9 protein-coding genes are annotated in these 15,635 nt (G+C 67.2%); 1 reads left to right on the forward strand and 8 read right to left on the reverse strand.

The window, feature by feature from the left end; translation table 11 throughout:
• Positions 1–30: 30 nt before the first annotated feature.
• The 6 genes from HPA02_RS02825 to HPA02_RS02850 all read right to left on the reverse strand — a co-directional run bounded on the left by HPA02_RS02825 (position 31) and on the right by HPA02_RS02850 (position 9,800).
• Positions 31–1,041 carry a quinone-dependent dihydroorotate dehydrogenase gene (locus HPA02_RS02825; protein WP_146801566.1) on the reverse strand — a complete coding sequence of 337 codons (1,011 nt, stop codon included), beginning with the start codon at positions 1,039–1,041 and terminating at the stop codon, positions 31–33.
• A gap of 105 nt (positions 1,042–1,146) precedes the next feature.
• On the reverse strand, positions 1,147–5,985 hold the full coding sequence (locus tag HPA02_RS02830; RefSeq protein ID WP_146801567.1) for an NAD-glutamate dehydrogenase: 4,839 nt from the start codon (positions 5,983–5,985) through the stop codon (positions 1,147–1,149).
• A gap of 169 nt (positions 5,986–6,154) precedes the next feature.
• Positions 6,155–7,264: a tRNA (uridine(54)-C5)-methyltransferase TrmA gene (gene trmA / locus HPA02_RS02835; RefSeq protein ID WP_146801568.1), complete on the reverse strand. Its 1,110-nt coding sequence runs from the start codon at positions 7,262–7,264 to the stop codon at positions 6,155–6,157.
• A 39-nt stretch (positions 7,265–7,303) separates the two neighbouring features.
• Positions 7,304–8,095, reverse strand: a complete 792-nt coding sequence (gene murI / locus HPA02_RS02840; RefSeq protein ID WP_146801569.1) for a glutamate racemase — start codon at positions 8,093–8,095, stop codon at positions 7,304–7,306.
• Entirely contained in the window at positions 8,092–8,997 is a 906-nt protein-coding gene (locus tag HPA02_RS02845) for a LysR family transcriptional regulator (RefSeq protein WP_146801570.1), read from the reverse strand. Before HPA02_RS02845 ends, murI begins: the two co-directional genes overlap by 4 nt.
• A 257-nt stretch (positions 8,998–9,254) precedes the next feature.
• On the reverse strand, positions 9,255–9,800 hold the full coding sequence (locus HPA02_RS02850) for a hemerythrin domain-containing protein (protein WP_146801671.1): 546 nt from the start codon (positions 9,798–9,800) through the stop codon (positions 9,255–9,257).
• A 178-nt stretch (positions 9,801–9,978) separates the two neighbouring features.
• Here HPA02_RS02850 and HPA02_RS02855 point away from each other — a divergent pair, with 178 nt between their 5' ends.
• Positions 9,979–11,316, forward strand: coding sequence for a replication-associated recombination protein A (locus HPA02_RS02855; protein WP_146801571.1), 1,338 nt, complete (start codon positions 9,979–9,981; stop codon positions 11,314–11,316).
• A gap of 118 nt (positions 11,317–11,434) precedes the next feature.
• Here the strand turns inward: HPA02_RS02855 and lolA are convergent, their stop codons facing one another.
• Together lolA and HPA02_RS02865 are read right to left on the reverse strand one after the other, a co-directional pair.
• Positions 11,435–12,070 (reverse strand): outer membrane lipoprotein periplasmic chaperone LolA, encoded by a 636-nt coding sequence (gene lolA / locus HPA02_RS02860; protein ID WP_146801572.1) that lies wholly within the window; start codon positions 12,068–12,070, stop codon positions 11,435–11,437.
• A 117-nt stretch (positions 12,071–12,187) separates the two neighbouring features.
• Positions 12,188–15,469, reverse strand: coding sequence for a DNA translocase FtsK (locus HPA02_RS02865; RefSeq protein WP_146801573.1), 3,282 nt, complete (start codon positions 15,467–15,469; stop codon positions 12,188–12,190).
• Positions 15,470–15,635 lie beyond the last annotated feature (166 nt).

The following is a 15,635-nucleotide window of genomic DNA, read 5'->3' on the forward strand; positions in this document are numbered from 1 at the left end:
GTTGCCGCCATCCTTGTTGCCGCCCTAGTCTCACTCTTTGAGGGCCCGGGCACACTCCCCCACCAGCTCGGGGCCTCGATAGATAAAGCCCGAATAGAGCTGCACCAGGTCCGCCCCCGCCTCGCGCTTGGCCAGCGCCGCCTCGCCGCTGTCGATGCCGCCAACGCCGATGATCGGCATCTCCGGCAGGCGACGACGCAGTTCGCGAATCACCGTGTTCGAGGCCTCGAAGACCGGTCGCCCGGAGAGCCCACCCTGCTCGTCGCCGTGCGCCAGCCCCGCCACCGCCTCCCGGGCGATGGTGGTATTGGTGGCGATCACCGCATCGATGGCGTTGTCGGCCAGGGCCTTGGCCACCAGCCCCACCTCGTCGACGCTCATGTCCGGAGCGATCTTCACCGCCAGCGGCACCCGACGGCCACTCGCCTCGTCCAGGCGCCGCCCCTCCTCACGCAGGGCGCCCAGCAGGGCATCCAACTGTTCGCCGAACTGCAGGTTGCGCAGCCCCGGCGTATTGGGCGAGGAGATATTGACGGTGATGTAGTGGGCATGGGCATGCACCTTGCCCAGGCAGGTCAGGTAGTCGTCCACCGCCTTCTCCACCGGGGTGGTGAGGTTCTTGCCGATATTGATGCCGATCACCCCGTCATAGCGGCTCGCCTTGACTCGCGCCACCAGGTGATCGACGCCGGCGTTATTGAACCCCATGCGATTGATGATGGCGCCGGCCTCGGGCAGGCGGAAAAGCCGCGGCCGGGGATTACCGTCCTGGGGCCTGGGGGTCACGGTGCCCACCTCGACGAAGCCGAAGCCCAAGGCTCCCAGGGCATCCAGGTGATCGGCATTCTTGTCGAGGCCCGCGGCCAGGCCCACCCGATTGGGAAAACGCAGCCCCATCAGCTCCACCGGGTCATCCACCCGTGTCCCGGCGAGGCGCCGGGCCAGCCCCAGGCCATTGGCCAGATCGAGCCCCTTGAGGGCCAGGCCATGGGCGGTTTCCGGATCGAGACGAAAGAGCAGCGAGCGGGCCAGGGCGTACATGGGAATCCTCGGGTGGATGAGCGGCGCCGCATTATAGCCCAAGGGACCCGAAAACGACGAACCCCGCCAGGGGGCGGGGTTCGTCGGGGTGGTGAACGATGACCGTCAGTCGTGACGACTCTCGGCCAGGTCGACCAGCTCACGGATGGCCACGGCGAACAGCGGGAAGCTAACCTGGCTGCCGGAGCGCACCTCACCGAGCAGGCCACACCAGCGACGATAGAGGCTATCGTGGCGCTGTACCCACTGCTCGACCCGGGCCTCCATCTCCCGCGGCGCATCCTCCAGTTGCAGCACCGCCACGGTGAGGGCCAGCTGCTGACGATCCAGGTCGTCGCGGAAGGTCTCGCGGGCCTGGGCCTGCCAGCCATCGCGGACCTCCAGGGCATTGATCTGCTCGATCATCCACGGCAGCTCGAGGCGGTGACCCACCTCGTAGTAGGCCTCGGCAACCCGCTGGATCTTCTCACCGGAGAGCTTGGCCGCCTCGATGATGCCGAGGCCGGCATAGAGGCTGTTGGCCGCCGCCACGGCACTGGCCAGGGCCTCGGGCACGCCGGCCGCCACCAGCTCGTCGCGGCGCGCCTGCCAGGCGGCCAGTTCATCGCCGCGCAGCCGCTTGCCGAGGCTCTCCTGGAGCTGGGCCAGGCGCGGTGCGAAGTGGGCGATGCTGTCCTTGGTGGTCATGCCGCTGCGCTGACGCAGGAACCAGCGGGTGGCGCGACGCAGCAGACGCATCAGGTCGATCATCATGGCGTACTGGACGCGGCTCGGCACCTGGTTGTCCAGGGCCTCCACCTGCTCCCAGAGGCCGCTCAGATTGAAGCTGTCCCGGGCGATGATATAGGCGCGGGCGATATCGGCGCGCTTGGCCCCGGTGGTATCCATCAACCGGCGTACGAAGACGATGCCCATATGATCCACCAGATCATTGGCGATCTGGGTGGCGACGATCTCGCGCTTCAGCTTGTGCTCGTACATGCTCTCCTTGAAGCGCTCCACCAGAACCGTCGGGAAGATCCGCTCCAGGTGCTGCTGGATATAGGGATCATCCGGCACCTCGGAATCGATCAGGTCCCCCTTGAGAACCATCTTGGAATAGGAGATCAGCACCGACAGCTCCGGCAGGGTCAGCCCCTCGTCGGCATTGGAGCGCTCCAGCAGGGTCTCGTCATCGGGCAGGAACTCCAGTTCCCGATCCAGTTGGCCGTTCGCTTCCAGCTCGGAGATAAAGCGCCGGTAGGGCCCCATGCCCTCCTTGGAGAGGATCTCGGCCAGGGAGAGCGCCTGGGTCTGCTGGTAGTTGTCGCGCAACACCAGACGCGAGACGTCCTCGGTCATCTCCGCCAACAGCTGATTGCGCTGCTTGTCGGTCATGTCGCCGCTCTTGACGATATCGTCGAGCAGGATCTTGATATTGACCTCGTGGTCGGAGCAGTTGACCCCGCCGGCGTTGTCGATGAAGTCGGTATTGACGCGTACCCCGGCCTTGGCGGCCTCCATGCGACCACGCTGGGTCAGGCCCAGGTTGCCGCCTTCGCCCACCACCCGGCAGCGCAGCTCGCCGCCATTGATGCGCAGGGCGTCGTTGGCCTTGTCGCCCACCTCGGCATCGCTCTCGCTGGCAGCCTTCACATAAGTACCGATGCCGCCGTTCCAGATCAGGTCCACTGGCGACTTGAGCATGGCGCGGATCAGGTCATTGGGTGCCAGCTTGTCTTCCGCGATGCCGAAGACCGCCTTCATTTCCGGGGTGATGGCGATGGACTTGGCGCTGCGCTTGAAGATGCCGCCGCCCTTGGAGATCAGGCTGGCGTCGTAATCTTCCCAGCTCGAGCGGGGCAGCGCGAAGAGGCGCTGACGCTCGGCGAAGGAGCTGGCCGCATCCGGGCTCGGGTCGACGAAGATATGCAGGTGGTTGAAGGCGCCCACCAGGCGAATCTTGTCGGAGAGCAGCATGCCGTTGCCGAAGACGTCGCCGCCCATGTCGCCGATGCCCACCACGCTGAACTCGTCGGCCTGGGTATTGACGCCCAGTTCGCGGAAGTGGCGCTTCACCGACTCCCAGGCGCCCTTGGCGGTGATGCCCATCTTCTTGTGGTCATAGCCATTGGCCCCGCCGGAGGCGAAGGCATCGCCCAGCCAGTGGCCATACTCGGCGGAGATCTCGTTGGCGATGTCCGAGAAGGTCGCGGTGCCCTTGTCGGCGGCCACCACCAGGTAGGGGTCGTCGTCATCGTGACGCACCACGTCCACGGGGGGCACGATCTCGGCGCCATCCAGGTTGTCGGTGACATCCAGCAGGGCGCGGATAAAGGTCTTGTAACAGGCGATGCCCTCGGCCTGGATGGCATCCCGGTCGCCCTCGGGCAGGCGCTTGCAGACGAAGCCGCCCTTGGCCCCCACCGGCACGATCACCGAGTTCTTGACCTGCTGGGCCTTGACCAGGCCGAGCACCTCGGTGCGGAAGTCCTCGCGGCGATCCGACCAGCGCAGCCCGCCCCGGGCGACCTTGCCACCGCGCAGGTGAACGCCCTCGACCCGCGGCGAGTAGACGAAGATCTCGAAGGCCGGACGCGGCTTGGGCATGTCCGGCACCTGGCTGGGATCCAGCTTGTAGGCGATGTACTCCTTGTAGTCGCCGTCGGCGCCGCGCTGATAATAGTTGGTGCGCAGGGTGGCCTGTATCAGGGCGATATAGCGACGCAGCAGCAGGTCGTCATTGAGGCTGGCCACGTCGTCCAGCAGTGCCTGGAGACGTGCCACGCAGGCCTCGCTCTCGCGCTCCCGCACTGCTTCCTGCTGCTCCGGGTCGAAGCGCAGTTCGAACAGGCTCACCAGCTCACGGGTGATCTCCGGGTAGCTGGCCAGGGTATTGGCGATATAGAACTGCGACAGGCCGAAGCGAATCTGTTTCAGGTAGCGGGCATAGGCGCGCAGCATGGCCACCTCGCGCCAGCTCAGGTTGGCGCCGATCACCAGGCGGTTGAAGGCGTCATTGTCGGCCTGCCCGTCCCAGATGCGCTTGAAGGCCTCGACGAAGGGCTCACGCATCTCCTGGAGATTGACCACTTCGCTGCCGTGATGCTCCAGGTTGAAGTCATGGATCCAGTAGTCGCCCTTGGGCGAGGCGATCTCGTAGGGGCGCTCGCCGATCACCCGCAGTCCCAGATTTTCCATCACCGGCAGCACGTCGGAAAGCGGGATCGGCTGGTCCTTGTGGAACAGCTTGAGGTTGACCCCGTCGACGTCCTCCTCCACCAGGCGATAGAGGGAAAGGGAGAGCGGTGCACCGCCCTCCACCTCACCGAGGTGATGGATATCGTAGACGGCGGTACGCGCGGAAAAATCCTCCCGATAGCTGGCCGGGAAAGCATCACGGTAGTCGTCCATCAGGCGGTTGGCCTGCTCCTCACCGAAGCCCTCCACCATGGCGGCCTGGAGGTCATCGTTCCAGCTGCGCGCCAGTTGGGTCACCTTCTGCTCCAGGCGCTCCAGATCATAGCCGACCGGCTCATCGCCATTGAAGCGCAGGATCAGCTGGATACGCGCCAGCACCGACTCGGAGAGGTGAGTATTGAAGTCGCCGAAGGTGGCGTCCAGCTCCTCGCAGAGCATGGTCTGGATGCGCACCCGCAGGTCGGTGGAGAAGACATCCCGCGGCACGAAGACCAGGCAGGAGTAGAACTTACCGAAGCGGTCCTCGCGGACGAAGAGGCGCACCCGGCGCCGCTCGCGGATATTGAGGATGCCCAGGGTGGTCCGGGTCAGCTCCTCGATACTGATCTGGAAGAGGTCGTCGCGGGGATAGACGTTGAGAATCTGGCGCAGCTGATGGCCATCGTGCGCCTTGGGATTGACCCCGGCGGCCTTCATCACCGCCCCGATCTTGCGTCGCAGCACCGGAATATGCCGCGGCGAGTCGTTGTAGACGGTGGCAGTAAACAGGCCCAGGAAACGGCGCTCACCGATCACCTTGCCCTGATCGTCGTAGCGATCGATGGAAATGTAATCCGGATAGGAGGGACGGTGCACCCGGGCATGGTAGGCACTCTTGGCGAAGGAGAGCAGCTCCGGGATCAGCACATAGTGATCGTCCTCGACGCCCTGATCGTTATGGATACGCTCCTGATAGCGAGGCGCATCGAGCCTGAAGACCCCCAGCTCGCTGCCCTTGCGCTTGGTCAGTTGCTCCTGCCCCTTCTTGCTGACCACCTCGTACTCGTCGCAGCCGAGGAAGGTGAAGTTGTCGTCCAGCAGCCACTCCAGGAAGGCGATGGCCTCCTGGTGATCGGCGGGATCGACCTGCTCGGGACGCGTCGCCTTGAGCTCCTCGAGGGCCGCACGCACCTGGTCGCGCATCGGCTCGAAGTCACCGACCGCGGTGCGCACGTCACGCAGCACCTCTTGCAGACCGGCCTCGATATCGGCCAGCAGCTCGGGATCGGAGTGGCGATCGATCTCGATGACGATCAGCGATTCGCGCCCTTCGGGGGCCTTGGCATCCTGAGGGTGCGCCAATCGCTTGACCTGATGCTTGGCGTCCCGTTCCACCGCCAGCACCAGGTTATGGATGGCATGCAGGGTAATGCCGCGGCGATTGAGCTCGATACGCACCGAGTCCACCAGGAAGGGCATGTCCTGGTGCAACACCCCGACCACGGTATGCAGGGACTGCCAGCCATGCTCCTGATAGTCGGGGTTGAAGACCCGCACCTTGGGAGCCTTGACGTCGTGCTCCTGGACGAAGTGCCAGGTCGACAGGGTCGCGCCGTAAAGGTCGTCGAGGCGCCGCTCGGCCAGGTCGGCGAAGGGCACATTGGCATAGAAGAGTTCGGCGAAATCGGCGATCACCGCCACCTTGTCTTCGGGGAGACGCTTGGTGAGCTGCTCCTTCAACTGAGCGAGAAATTCCTGTTTGCCATCGATCACGACGTGTTGCATCCATCACCTCGGCTGCTGTCGGCCTGGGGCCGTCGAATTAGGGTGAAACGCGGCATGCACCGCGTTTACCGAAGGGTACTGTAGCACCCGCCCCGCCCCTATCGAGTTGCACGTTTTCTCATGGAGCATGTCAGTTGCGCATCATGGCGACGGGCCTCTGCCCTTGACTTTAGTCGTCGATGCGCTCGAGCAGCACGCCACACTCACAATGGTGGGTCCACGGAAACTGATCGAAGAGCGCCATGCGGCGGATGCGGTGGGTTCGGCAGAGCCGCTCCAGATTCTGCTCCAGGGTGTCCGGGTTACAGGAAATATAGACGATGCGTTCATAGCCGCTGAGCTGGTCGCAACTGGCCTCGTCGAGGCCGGCCCGGGGCGGGTCCACCAGCACGGTGGAGAAGTCGTAATCGGCCAGGCCCATCTCGGTGACCCGGCGCCCGCCCTTGTCGCCCTTGAGGGCGGCGCTGAACTCCTCCGCCGACATGCGCCCCACGCTGGCGTTGGCGATGCCGTTGGCTTCCAGGTTGATGCGGGCCGAGGCCACCGAGGTACGCGAGATCTCGGTGGCCAGCACCCGCCGGAAATTCTCGGCCAGGGCGATGGTGAAATTGCCGTTACCACAGTAGAGCTCCACCAGGTCGCGGGCCTGGCTGCCACGGGTCACGTCCCGGGCCCAGCCGAGCATGGCGCGGCAGATCTCGGCATTGGGCTGGGTAAAGCTGTTCTCCACCTGCTGGTAGACGAAGTCGCGCCCCTCCACCGTGAGCCGCTCCCAGACATGGTCGCGCTCGAGCACCAGGCGCTGCTTGCGGGAGCGGCCGATGATCATCACGCCCAGGGTCTCCTGAAGGCGCCGCGCCTCGGCCTCCCAGGCCTCGTCCAGGGGGCGGTGATAGATCAGGGTCAGCAGCGCCTCGCCGCTGAGGGTGGTGAGAAATTCCACCTGGAACAGCTTGCGACGCAGCAGCGGCTCATCGCGAATGGCATCCAGCAGCGCCGGCATCAAGGCATTGATGCGCCGGCTGGCCACGGGGAAGTCGTCCAGGCGAACCACCGTTTTCTTCTTGGGGTCCTCGGGATCCACCTCGAACATGGCATAGAAGAGGTCATCGCCCTCATGCCAGAGGCGGAACTCGCAGCGCATGCGGTAGTGGCTGGACGGCGAGGCATGGACCTCCAGCTCGGGAGGCGCGAAACGCGCGAACTGCGCGGTGATGCGTTGACGCTTGGCCTCGAGCTGGTCGGCATAGCGCTCGGGGTCGACGACGGGTACGGCCACGGGGCCTCCTTTAACGGTGAAATCAAGATGGCGAGACGCTTAGCGTGCAGCGGCTTCGCTCGGATCGAGGCATTGCGGCGCGGCGAAGCCGACACCGGCCAGGGCGGCGGCGAGCCCCGGTGCCTCGGCGGTGACCCAGGCCGGCCCTGGCCCCTCGATGATCTGGGGCGCGGGCACCACCTGGGCGACCCGGCGGGCGATGGCCTCGCCAGAGTCGACCCAGGTCACCGGCCGCGGCGCCGCCCGGTTCAGGGCGTCCCGCAACAGCGGAAAGTGGGTGCAACCCAGCACCAGGGTGTCGAGTTCGGGATCCTCCCAGAGCGGGGCCAGGCAGGCGGCGATGACCTCCCGGTCCAGGGGCGCCCCGGCCAGATGGCGCTCGGCCTGCACCACCAGGGCATCGGCGGCCAGGCGGTGTACCCGACAGCCGGCGGCAAAATCGCGAATCAGGCCCAGAGTATAGGGGCGATCGATGGTGGCGGAGGTCGCCAGCAGGGCGATATGACCGCTATGGCTCAGGGCAGCGGCCGGCTTGATGGCCGGCACCGTGCCCACCACCGGGACCGATAGCGCTTCGCGCAACGCCGCCAGGGCCAGGGTACTGGCGGTGTTACAGGCCACCACCAGGGCGCTGGGTCGGGCGGCAGCCACGGCCGCCCGGCAGACCGCGACGATGCGCGCCACCAGCCAGGCGTCGGGCTTGGTGCCGTAGGGCAGCATGGCATTGTCACAGACATAGGCCAGGGCCGCCGTGGGCAGGCGGCGGCGAATCGCCGCCGCCACCGAGAGGCCACCGACCCCGGAGTCGAAGATCAGGATGGGACCGCTCACCCTCGCCCTCCCGCCGCTGATGCCTCGAAATAGGCCAGCAAGGCATCCACCAGGACCCGCAGGCGCGCCGGCATCAGCCGCCGCTCGGCATAGATCAGATGCACCTGCATGGGGGGCGGCGAATAGGCCTCCAGCAAGCGCACCAGACGCCCGCGACGCACCTCCGGCTCGCCGAGGAAAGTTGGCTTGAGCACCAGCCCCATACCGCGGGCCGCGGCCTCGATCAGCGCCCGCCCGTTATTGCAGGTCAGTACCGGCCGGAAGCGGACCCGTTCCAGGCGCCCCTCCACCAGGAAATGCCAGCCGGCGCCGCCCCGCTGCAGGCTGTAGTGCAGGCAGCGGTGACGGCTCAGATCGCGGGGGTGCTCGGGCATACCATGGCGCTCCAGGTAGCCGGGGGCGCCATAGAGATGAATCGGCATCGACATTAGCGGCCGGGCGATCAGGCTGGAGTCCTCCAGCTCGCCGATACGCACCACCAGATCGAAGTCTTCCGCCAGGGGATCGACGCGACGGTCTTCCAGCACCACCTCGAGCTCGACCGCCGGATGCGCCTCCTCGAAGGCCTGGAGAGCCGGCATCAGCTCGCGCACCCCGAAATCCAGGGGCGCCGAGAGGCGCAGGCGGCCGCGAATCTCGCCGCGCTGTTCGCCGAGGCTCGCCTCCAGTTCCTGGAGCTCGTCCAGCAGCCGACCGGCACCCTGCAGGTAGCGTTCGCCCTCGGCGGTCAGTTGCAGGCGACGCGTGGTGCGGGTCAGCAGTCGCACGCCGAGCTCGCCCTCCAGGCGTGCCACCTGCTTGCTGACCATGGCATTGGAGAGGTCCAGCTTGCGGGCGCCCCCGGCGAAGCTGCCCGCTTCCACCACGGCGCGAAAGATTTGCATGGCCTGGAGTCGATCCATCGGCGAGTTTCCCCTCCCCCCGGTTGGCATAGGGTTGGCATAGGGGAGGCATTCTACCCCAGCCGAGGCCGGGACTTAACGGCGTATTGCTCGGCCACGACAAACGCCCAGGCCAAGGCCTGGGCGTTTCGGCAACGAATCGTGGTATCAGCCCACCGGCTCGGGCGCACCGCGACATTCGGCATCATAAAGAGGCTCGGGATAAGCCCACCGGCTCGGGCGCGCCGCGACATTCGGCACCATAAAGAGGCTCGGGATCAGACCACCGGCTCGGGTGCGCCGCGAAATTCGGCATAGAGCTCTGGATAGGCCTCGTGGAGCTGTTCCAGACGGGCGGCCGCACCCTCCGGCAGGAGTTCGTCGAGTTGTGCCAGCTCCGTGTCGCTCAGGTGCTCGGCGATCAGCGGGAAGAGCTCCTCGCGCTCGTCACGCAGGTAGGCTCGATGCGCCTCCAGGTAGGCCTTGAGGTCGTCGGCGAAGCGGTCCATGGGCACCACGGCATCCATCAGGATCATGTCGATGTCCTGGGAGAGACGCATCAGGCGCTCGCGCAGCTGGCGATAGTCGTCGGCCAGACGACGGGTCAACCGCTCGGCCTGTGGCAGACTGGCCAGTAACTTCTCGCTGCACAGCCGCTCGAGAGGCTGGGTATACCCTTCCATATACTCGAGAATATAGTCGACGACCTCGCGTACCAGATTGAAATCGGGACGCTCGCCGTCGGCCAGGGTCTTGTGCTTGAGCTGCAGCACGTGCAACAGCCGCGCCATATTGGCATGATCCTGGCGCAGTTGAGTCAGCATGGGCATGGTCGGGCCTCCTCTGCTGTCCTGGCGTACCATTAACATTGGAGTCGCCAGCAAGACAGGGGTTCACCAACAGGATGCGCCTGGCGGGGCTACCGCAGGCATGGATGTTTAACCCTAGTGCCTGCGGGGCGATCCTGCCTATCGCCTAAAGTCGTAGTCGCATGGAGACAGCATGGATCTCTTCAGCCAGTCACACGCCGATGAGGCGGCCCCCCTCGCCTTCCGCATGCGCCCACGGCGCCTGGACGAATACCTCGGCCAGACCGCCCTGGTAGGCCCCGGCAAGCCACTGCGACGCATGGCCGAGACCGCCACCGTACGTTCGATGATCTTGTGGGGGCCGCCGGGAACCGGCAAGACGACCCTGGCGGAGATCCTGGCCCGGGAGTCCGGCGCCGAGCTGGAACATCTCTCGGCGGTGATGGCCGGCGTCAAGGAGATTCGCGCCACCGTGGAGCGGGCCCGGCTGAGTCAGGCCCAGGGGCGCCGCACCCTGCTCTTCCTGGACGAGATTCATCGCCTCAACAAGAGCCAGCAGGATGCCCTGCTGCCCCATGTGGAATCGGGGCTGCTGACGCTGATCGGCGCCACCACCGAGAACCCCTCCTTCGAGGTCAACTCGGCGCTGCTCTCCCGGGCCCGGGTCTATGTGCTCAAGCCACTGGACGAGGCGGCGCTGCTGAGGGTGCTGCGCCAGGCCCTGGAAGACTCGCATCGGGGGCTGGGCGAGCGCCACATCCAGGCCGACGATGAGGTGCTGCGGCTGCTGGCCCGGGCCGCCGGAGGCGATGCGCGTCGCGCCCTGGGGCTGCTGGAGACCGCCTGCGACTTCACCACCGCCGAGGCCGATGGCGAGCGCCTCGACGCCGAGGGGCTCGGCGAGGTACTGGGCCATCAGGCCAGTGCCTTCGACAAGCAGGGCGATCACTACTACGACCTGCTGTCGGCAATTCACAAGTCGGTACGCTCCTCCCGAGTCGATGCGGCCCTGCTCTATATGGCGCAATTTATCCAGGGAGGCGGCGACCCGCTGGACGTGATCCGACGCCTGGCGGCCATCGCCTCCGAGGACGTGGGCAATGCCGACCCCCGCGCCCTGCCCCTGGTGATGGCGGCCTGGGACGCCTACCTGCGCCTCGGCGACTACGAGGGGCAACGCGCCATCGCCCAGGCCCTGATTCACCTGGCGGTGGCCCCCAAGAGCAACGCCATCGACCAGGCCTGGAAACAGGCCAAGGCCCAGGCGGCGGCCCATCCGACCCTGGCGGTGCCCACCTACCTGCGCAACGCCCCAACCAAGCTGATGGAATCCCTGGGCCACGGCCAGGGCTACCGTTACGCCCACCACGAGCCCCATGGCTACCCCGCCGGCAGCCGCCACGACTGCTGGCCCGAAGGGTTGGCGCCCACCCGCCTCTACCAACCCAGCGACTACGGCCAGGAGGCGCGTTTCAAGCAACTGATGGAGTGGCGCGCCCAGCTCGACGCCGAGGCGGATGGCGGCGCCTAACGCCGAGCTGGAAGCCTATGATCCAATAGCCGTAGAGACAACACACCCCGCAGCCATGGTTGCGGGGTGTTGTTCTTCCAGCTTCGAGCTTCCTGGCGCGAAGCGCCGCTCTTCCGGCCTAGTGCGAATCGCGAATCACATCGGCTCCCTCGGGAATCACGAAGGTAAAGCGCTCGTCCGGGAGGCTCGGGTTAACCGCGACATCGCTGAAATAGATGGCGGTGCGCTGGCCGGTGCTGTCGGCCATCTGCAGCACTCCTAGTTGCTCGCCGTAGAAGGTCAGGGCCAGCTCCTCGAAGAGGGTATCGGCGGAGCGCGGCGTCAGGGTAAAGGTCTCGGCGGCGCCCTGTTGACGACGGCTAACCGCATAAGCCTCGGTCAGGTCGGCGACGCGACCGGAGAGCAGCAGGGCCGGGGTATGGGTTACCCGGGTATCCAGGGCCTGAACGGTCACCTGTTCCAGGTCGGGATCATGGAGGTAGACCTCCTCGCCATCGGAGACCACCACCTGGGCATAGGGTGCGTCCACCTCCCAGCGGAACTTGCCGGGCCGCGACAGCCACATGCGCCCCTCGGCCTGCTGGAGGCGCTGGCCACTGCCATCGAGGATCTGCTGCTCGAAGTCGGCACGATAGGTGTGCACCGGCTCCAGCAACTGGTTGAGGCGCTCGGCGGCCTCATCGGCCAGGGCGGCGGCCGGCAGGGCCAGGATCGCCCCCAGGGCCAGGGTCGTCAGGGTCTTGAACAGTCGCATCTTTCACTCCCGAAAGGATGGCAAGGCATGGCGATAGATGGACCCGGCCCCGGCGCGTAAGTGCCGGGACCGGGCGGGCTTTCATGGTTGCTGCAAGATTGTCGAACGCGACACCGCTTAGTCGCTCGCCGGCGGCGGGGCCAGGACCTCGCGGCCGCCATTGGTGCCCATGGTCGAGACCACGCCGGCCAGCTCCATGGCCTCGACCAGGCGCGCGGCCCGGTTATAGCCGATCTTGAAGCGGCGCTGTACCGCGGAGATGGAGGCACGGCGCGACTCGGTGACGAAGGCTACCGCCTCGTCGTAGAGGGCGTCCTGCTCGGCGTCGTCACCCTCGCCGCCGCCTTCGGCCTCGAGGCCGGCCAGGGCATCGGCGGAGACGCCACCGGAGAGGATCTCGTCGATATACTCCGGCTCGCCGCGACGCTTCCAGTCCTCCACTACCCGGTGCACCTCGTCATCATCGACGAAGGCGCCATGCACACGCATCGGCAGGCCCGCCCCGGGGGGCAGGTAGAGCATGTCGCCGTGGCCCAGCAGGTTCTCGGCGCCGCCCTGGTCGAGGATGGTCCGGGAGTCCACCTTGGAGGAGACCTGGAAGGCGATGCGGGTGGGAATATTGGCCTTGATCAGGCCGGTGACCACGTCCACCGAGGGGCGCTGGGTGGCGAGGATCAGGTGGATGCCGGCGGCCCGGGCCTTCTGGGCCAGGCGCGCGATCAGCTCCTCCACCTTCTTGCCGACGATCATAAACATGTCGGCGAATTCGTCGATCACCACCACGATATAGGGCAGCTTCTCCAGCACCGGCGGGTGCTCATGCATCTGCCAGGGCTGTGGCTCCCAGAGCGGATCCGCCACCTGGGCACCGGCACGGGCGGCCTCATCGAGCTTGGCATTGAAGCCGGCGATATTGCGTACCCCCATGGCGGCCATCAGCTTGTAGCGACGCTCCATCTCCGCCACGCACCAGCGCAGGCCGTTGGCGGCCTCCTTCATGTCGGTGACCACCGGCGCCAGCAGATGCGGGATGCCGTCGTAGACGGAGAGCTCGAGCATCTTGGGATCGACCATGATCAGGCGCAGTTCCTCCGGCGTGGCCTTGAGCAGCATGGAGATCAGCATGGCGTTGACCCCCACCGACTTGCCCGAGCCGGTGGTCCCCGCCACCAGCAGGTGGGGCATCTTGCCCAGGTTGGCCACCACCGGTGCCCCGCCGATATCCTGGCCCAGGGCCAGGGCCAGGGGCGAGGCCTCGTGAAGGTAACGGTCGGAGTCGAGCACCTCGCGCAGGCGAATCATGGCTCGCTTGGGATTGGGAATCTCGATACCCACCGTGGGGCGGCCGGGGATGATCTCCACCACCCGCACACTCTTGACCATCAGCGAGCGCGCCAGGTCCTTGGCCAGGTTGCTGATCTTGGAGACCTTGACCCCGGCCGCCGGCTTGATCTCGAAGCGGGTGATCACCGGGCCCGGCCAGGTCTCGACCACCTCGGCCTTGACGCCATATTCGCGCAGCCGCACCTCCAGCAGCTCGGCCATGCTGGCCAGCTGCTCCGGGGTGTAGTTGGGCTCATGGGCCTCGGGGGGCGTCAGCAGTCGCACCGAGGGCAGCTCCCCCTCCGGGTCGCCCAGGTCCTCGAAAAGCGGGCGCTGATTCTGCAGATGCTCCACGGTCCACAGGGCCGGTCCCTCGGCGGCGGCGGCGCGCCCCTGCTCGGCACTGGCCAGGCGCGGTGCCTCCTCCTCCAGCCCGGCCGGGGCGACGGGCAGATCCAGAGGCTCGGCCTCTTGGCCTGATGGCGCGTCGCCAATGGCCCGCGCTCCGGTGTCGACCTCCTCGTGGGCCCCTGTCCTCGCCTCGTCTTCGTCCCGCTGAGATGGCCCGGCCTGGCGGGACGACTCGGCCTCTTGGGACGGCTCGGTCTCCGTGGATGGCTCGGCGGCCCGCGGCTCGGTCACCTCGGAGCAGGCGATCGTCAGGGAGGGGGCGCTCGGCTCATCGTCCTCCCAGCCCGCCTCGCTCCAACTCACCAGGCTCGGTTCGCGCCGCGCCGGCGTCGCCTCCCGGGCGTCGCTCGCCGGGGTCGACGTTGCCGAGGGTGTCGGCGTGACATGGGGTGTTTTAGCGACGGGCGCCTCGGCCGACGGCCTGGGGTCCGCCGCGGGCTCATCCGCGCTCCGCGCCTCGGCGGGCGTCTCGGACGATGGCGCGGATTCCGCCGTGGGCTCGTCCAGGCTCCGCGTCTCGGCGGGCGCCTCGGGCGATGGCGCGGATTCCGCCGCGGGCTCGTCCGCGCTCAGCGCTTCGCCGGGCGCCTCGGACGATGGCGCCGCGGATCTGGTCGGCTCCTGCTCCTGGGGAGCCTCAGGCTCGGCCTGCAGGCGAATATCCGCCGCTAGCGGCGCCTCGGGCTCGTCGCGCCGGGCACTCAGCCTCGGCTCGGAAAGCGTCGCGACCGGCTCGGCGGACTCCTCAAGGCGGCGCGCATAGGCCGCCTCGGGGTCCTTGGCGGAAGGGGTGCGGGCGGGCACGTCCCAGGGGATCTCGGTGTCGCCCTCGAGGCTCGGCTCGGCGCGACGGGAGGCCGCCACACCAGAAGCCATGGCCAATTGGGGCGCCCCACGGCGGGGCAGCCAGCGTCGCCACCAGGGGCGCCCGGGGTCCTGGGGCGGTTCGTCTTCGGTGTCGGCCGGCTCCTTCGCCATGGGCGCCTCCGCCTCGGCCTCTTGCCCGCCGCCGATCCAGCGCCAGAGCCGCTTGCCCAGGCGCAGGGCTCGCAGCCCCAGCTCATCCATCAGCGCCAGCCAGGAGAGCCCACTGAACAGCGGCAGGCCGCAGAGCAGGGCCACCAGGGCCACCAGGGTGGTGCCGTGGCTCCCCACCAGCGGGGCCAGGCCCATCATCAGCCCCTCGCCGAGGATGCCCCCCACCGCATAAGGCAGGGTGCTGTCGGGGCTGAAGAAGTGCAAGGCGCCCAGGGTGGTGGTGCCCAGCAGCAGCAGCACCAGGCCGCCCAGGCGCACCGCCAGGGCCGTCGCGTCCCACTCCAGCTCCAGGCGCCGGGTGCGCAGTAAGCGCCAGGCGGCGAAACCCAGCATGCCGGGCCACCACAGGGCGCTGGCCCCGAACAATGAATAGAGCACATCGGCGAGCCAGGCGCCGATGGGCCCCATCCAGTTGGCGACCCCACGCTCCGGCCCGCTATGCGACCAGCCGGGGTCGCCCTGCTGATAGCTGAACAGCGCCAGCAGCAGGAATACGCAGCCGGCCAGCAGCAGAATCACCGCCCCCTCTCGGGAGGCCCCCTGCAGGCGCACGCCGAAACGCCGCGCCTGCTCCCTGGCCTGTTGTGTAGAGACACGACGACCCGTGGTCTTCTTGTCGACGCTCAAGTGGTCATCCCCCTTGTGTCTTGCCTCGCCCGGCGTGCCGCTCCGGGCATCTCATCAGCACTTTCGTGGCGCCATCATACCGAGCCTAGCGTGCCCCGACGAGGCTGCCTTGTCGAGGCCGGGAAAGCCGGTCACACTAGACGCCAGGGGCGGCCGTGCCGCCTGA

The organism is Bisbaumannia pacifica (genome assembly GCF_007989625.1).
GTDB classification, from domain to species: Bacteria; Pseudomonadota; Gammaproteobacteria; order Pseudomonadales; family Halomonadaceae; genus Bisbaumannia; species Bisbaumannia pacifica.

Excerpts from the sequence above, each read along its gene's own strand:
- HPA02_RS02825 (WP_146801566.1), bottom strand. The coding sequence starts at position 1,041 with ATGTACGCCCTGGCCCGCTCGCTGCTCTTTCGTCTCGATCCGGAAACC.
- HPA02_RS02830 (WP_146801567.1), bottom strand. The coding sequence starts at position 5,985 with ATGCAACACGTCGTGATCGATGGCAAACAGGAATTTCTCGCTCAGTTG.
- HPA02_RS02845 (WP_146801570.1), bottom strand. The coding sequence starts at position 8,997 with ATGGATCGACTCCAGGCCATGCAAATCTTTCGCGCCGTGGTGGAAGCG.
- HPA02_RS02850 (WP_146801671.1), bottom strand. The coding sequence starts at position 9,800 with ATGCTGACTCAACTGCGCCAGGATCATGCCAATATGGCGCGGCTGTTG.
- HPA02_RS02855 (WP_146801571.1), top strand. The coding sequence starts at position 9,979 with ATGGATCTCTTCAGCCAGTCACACGCCGATGAGGCGGCCCCCCTCGCC.
- lolA (WP_146801572.1), bottom strand. The coding sequence starts at position 12,070 with ATGCGACTGTTCAAGACCCTGACGACCCTGGCCCTGGGGGCGATCCTG.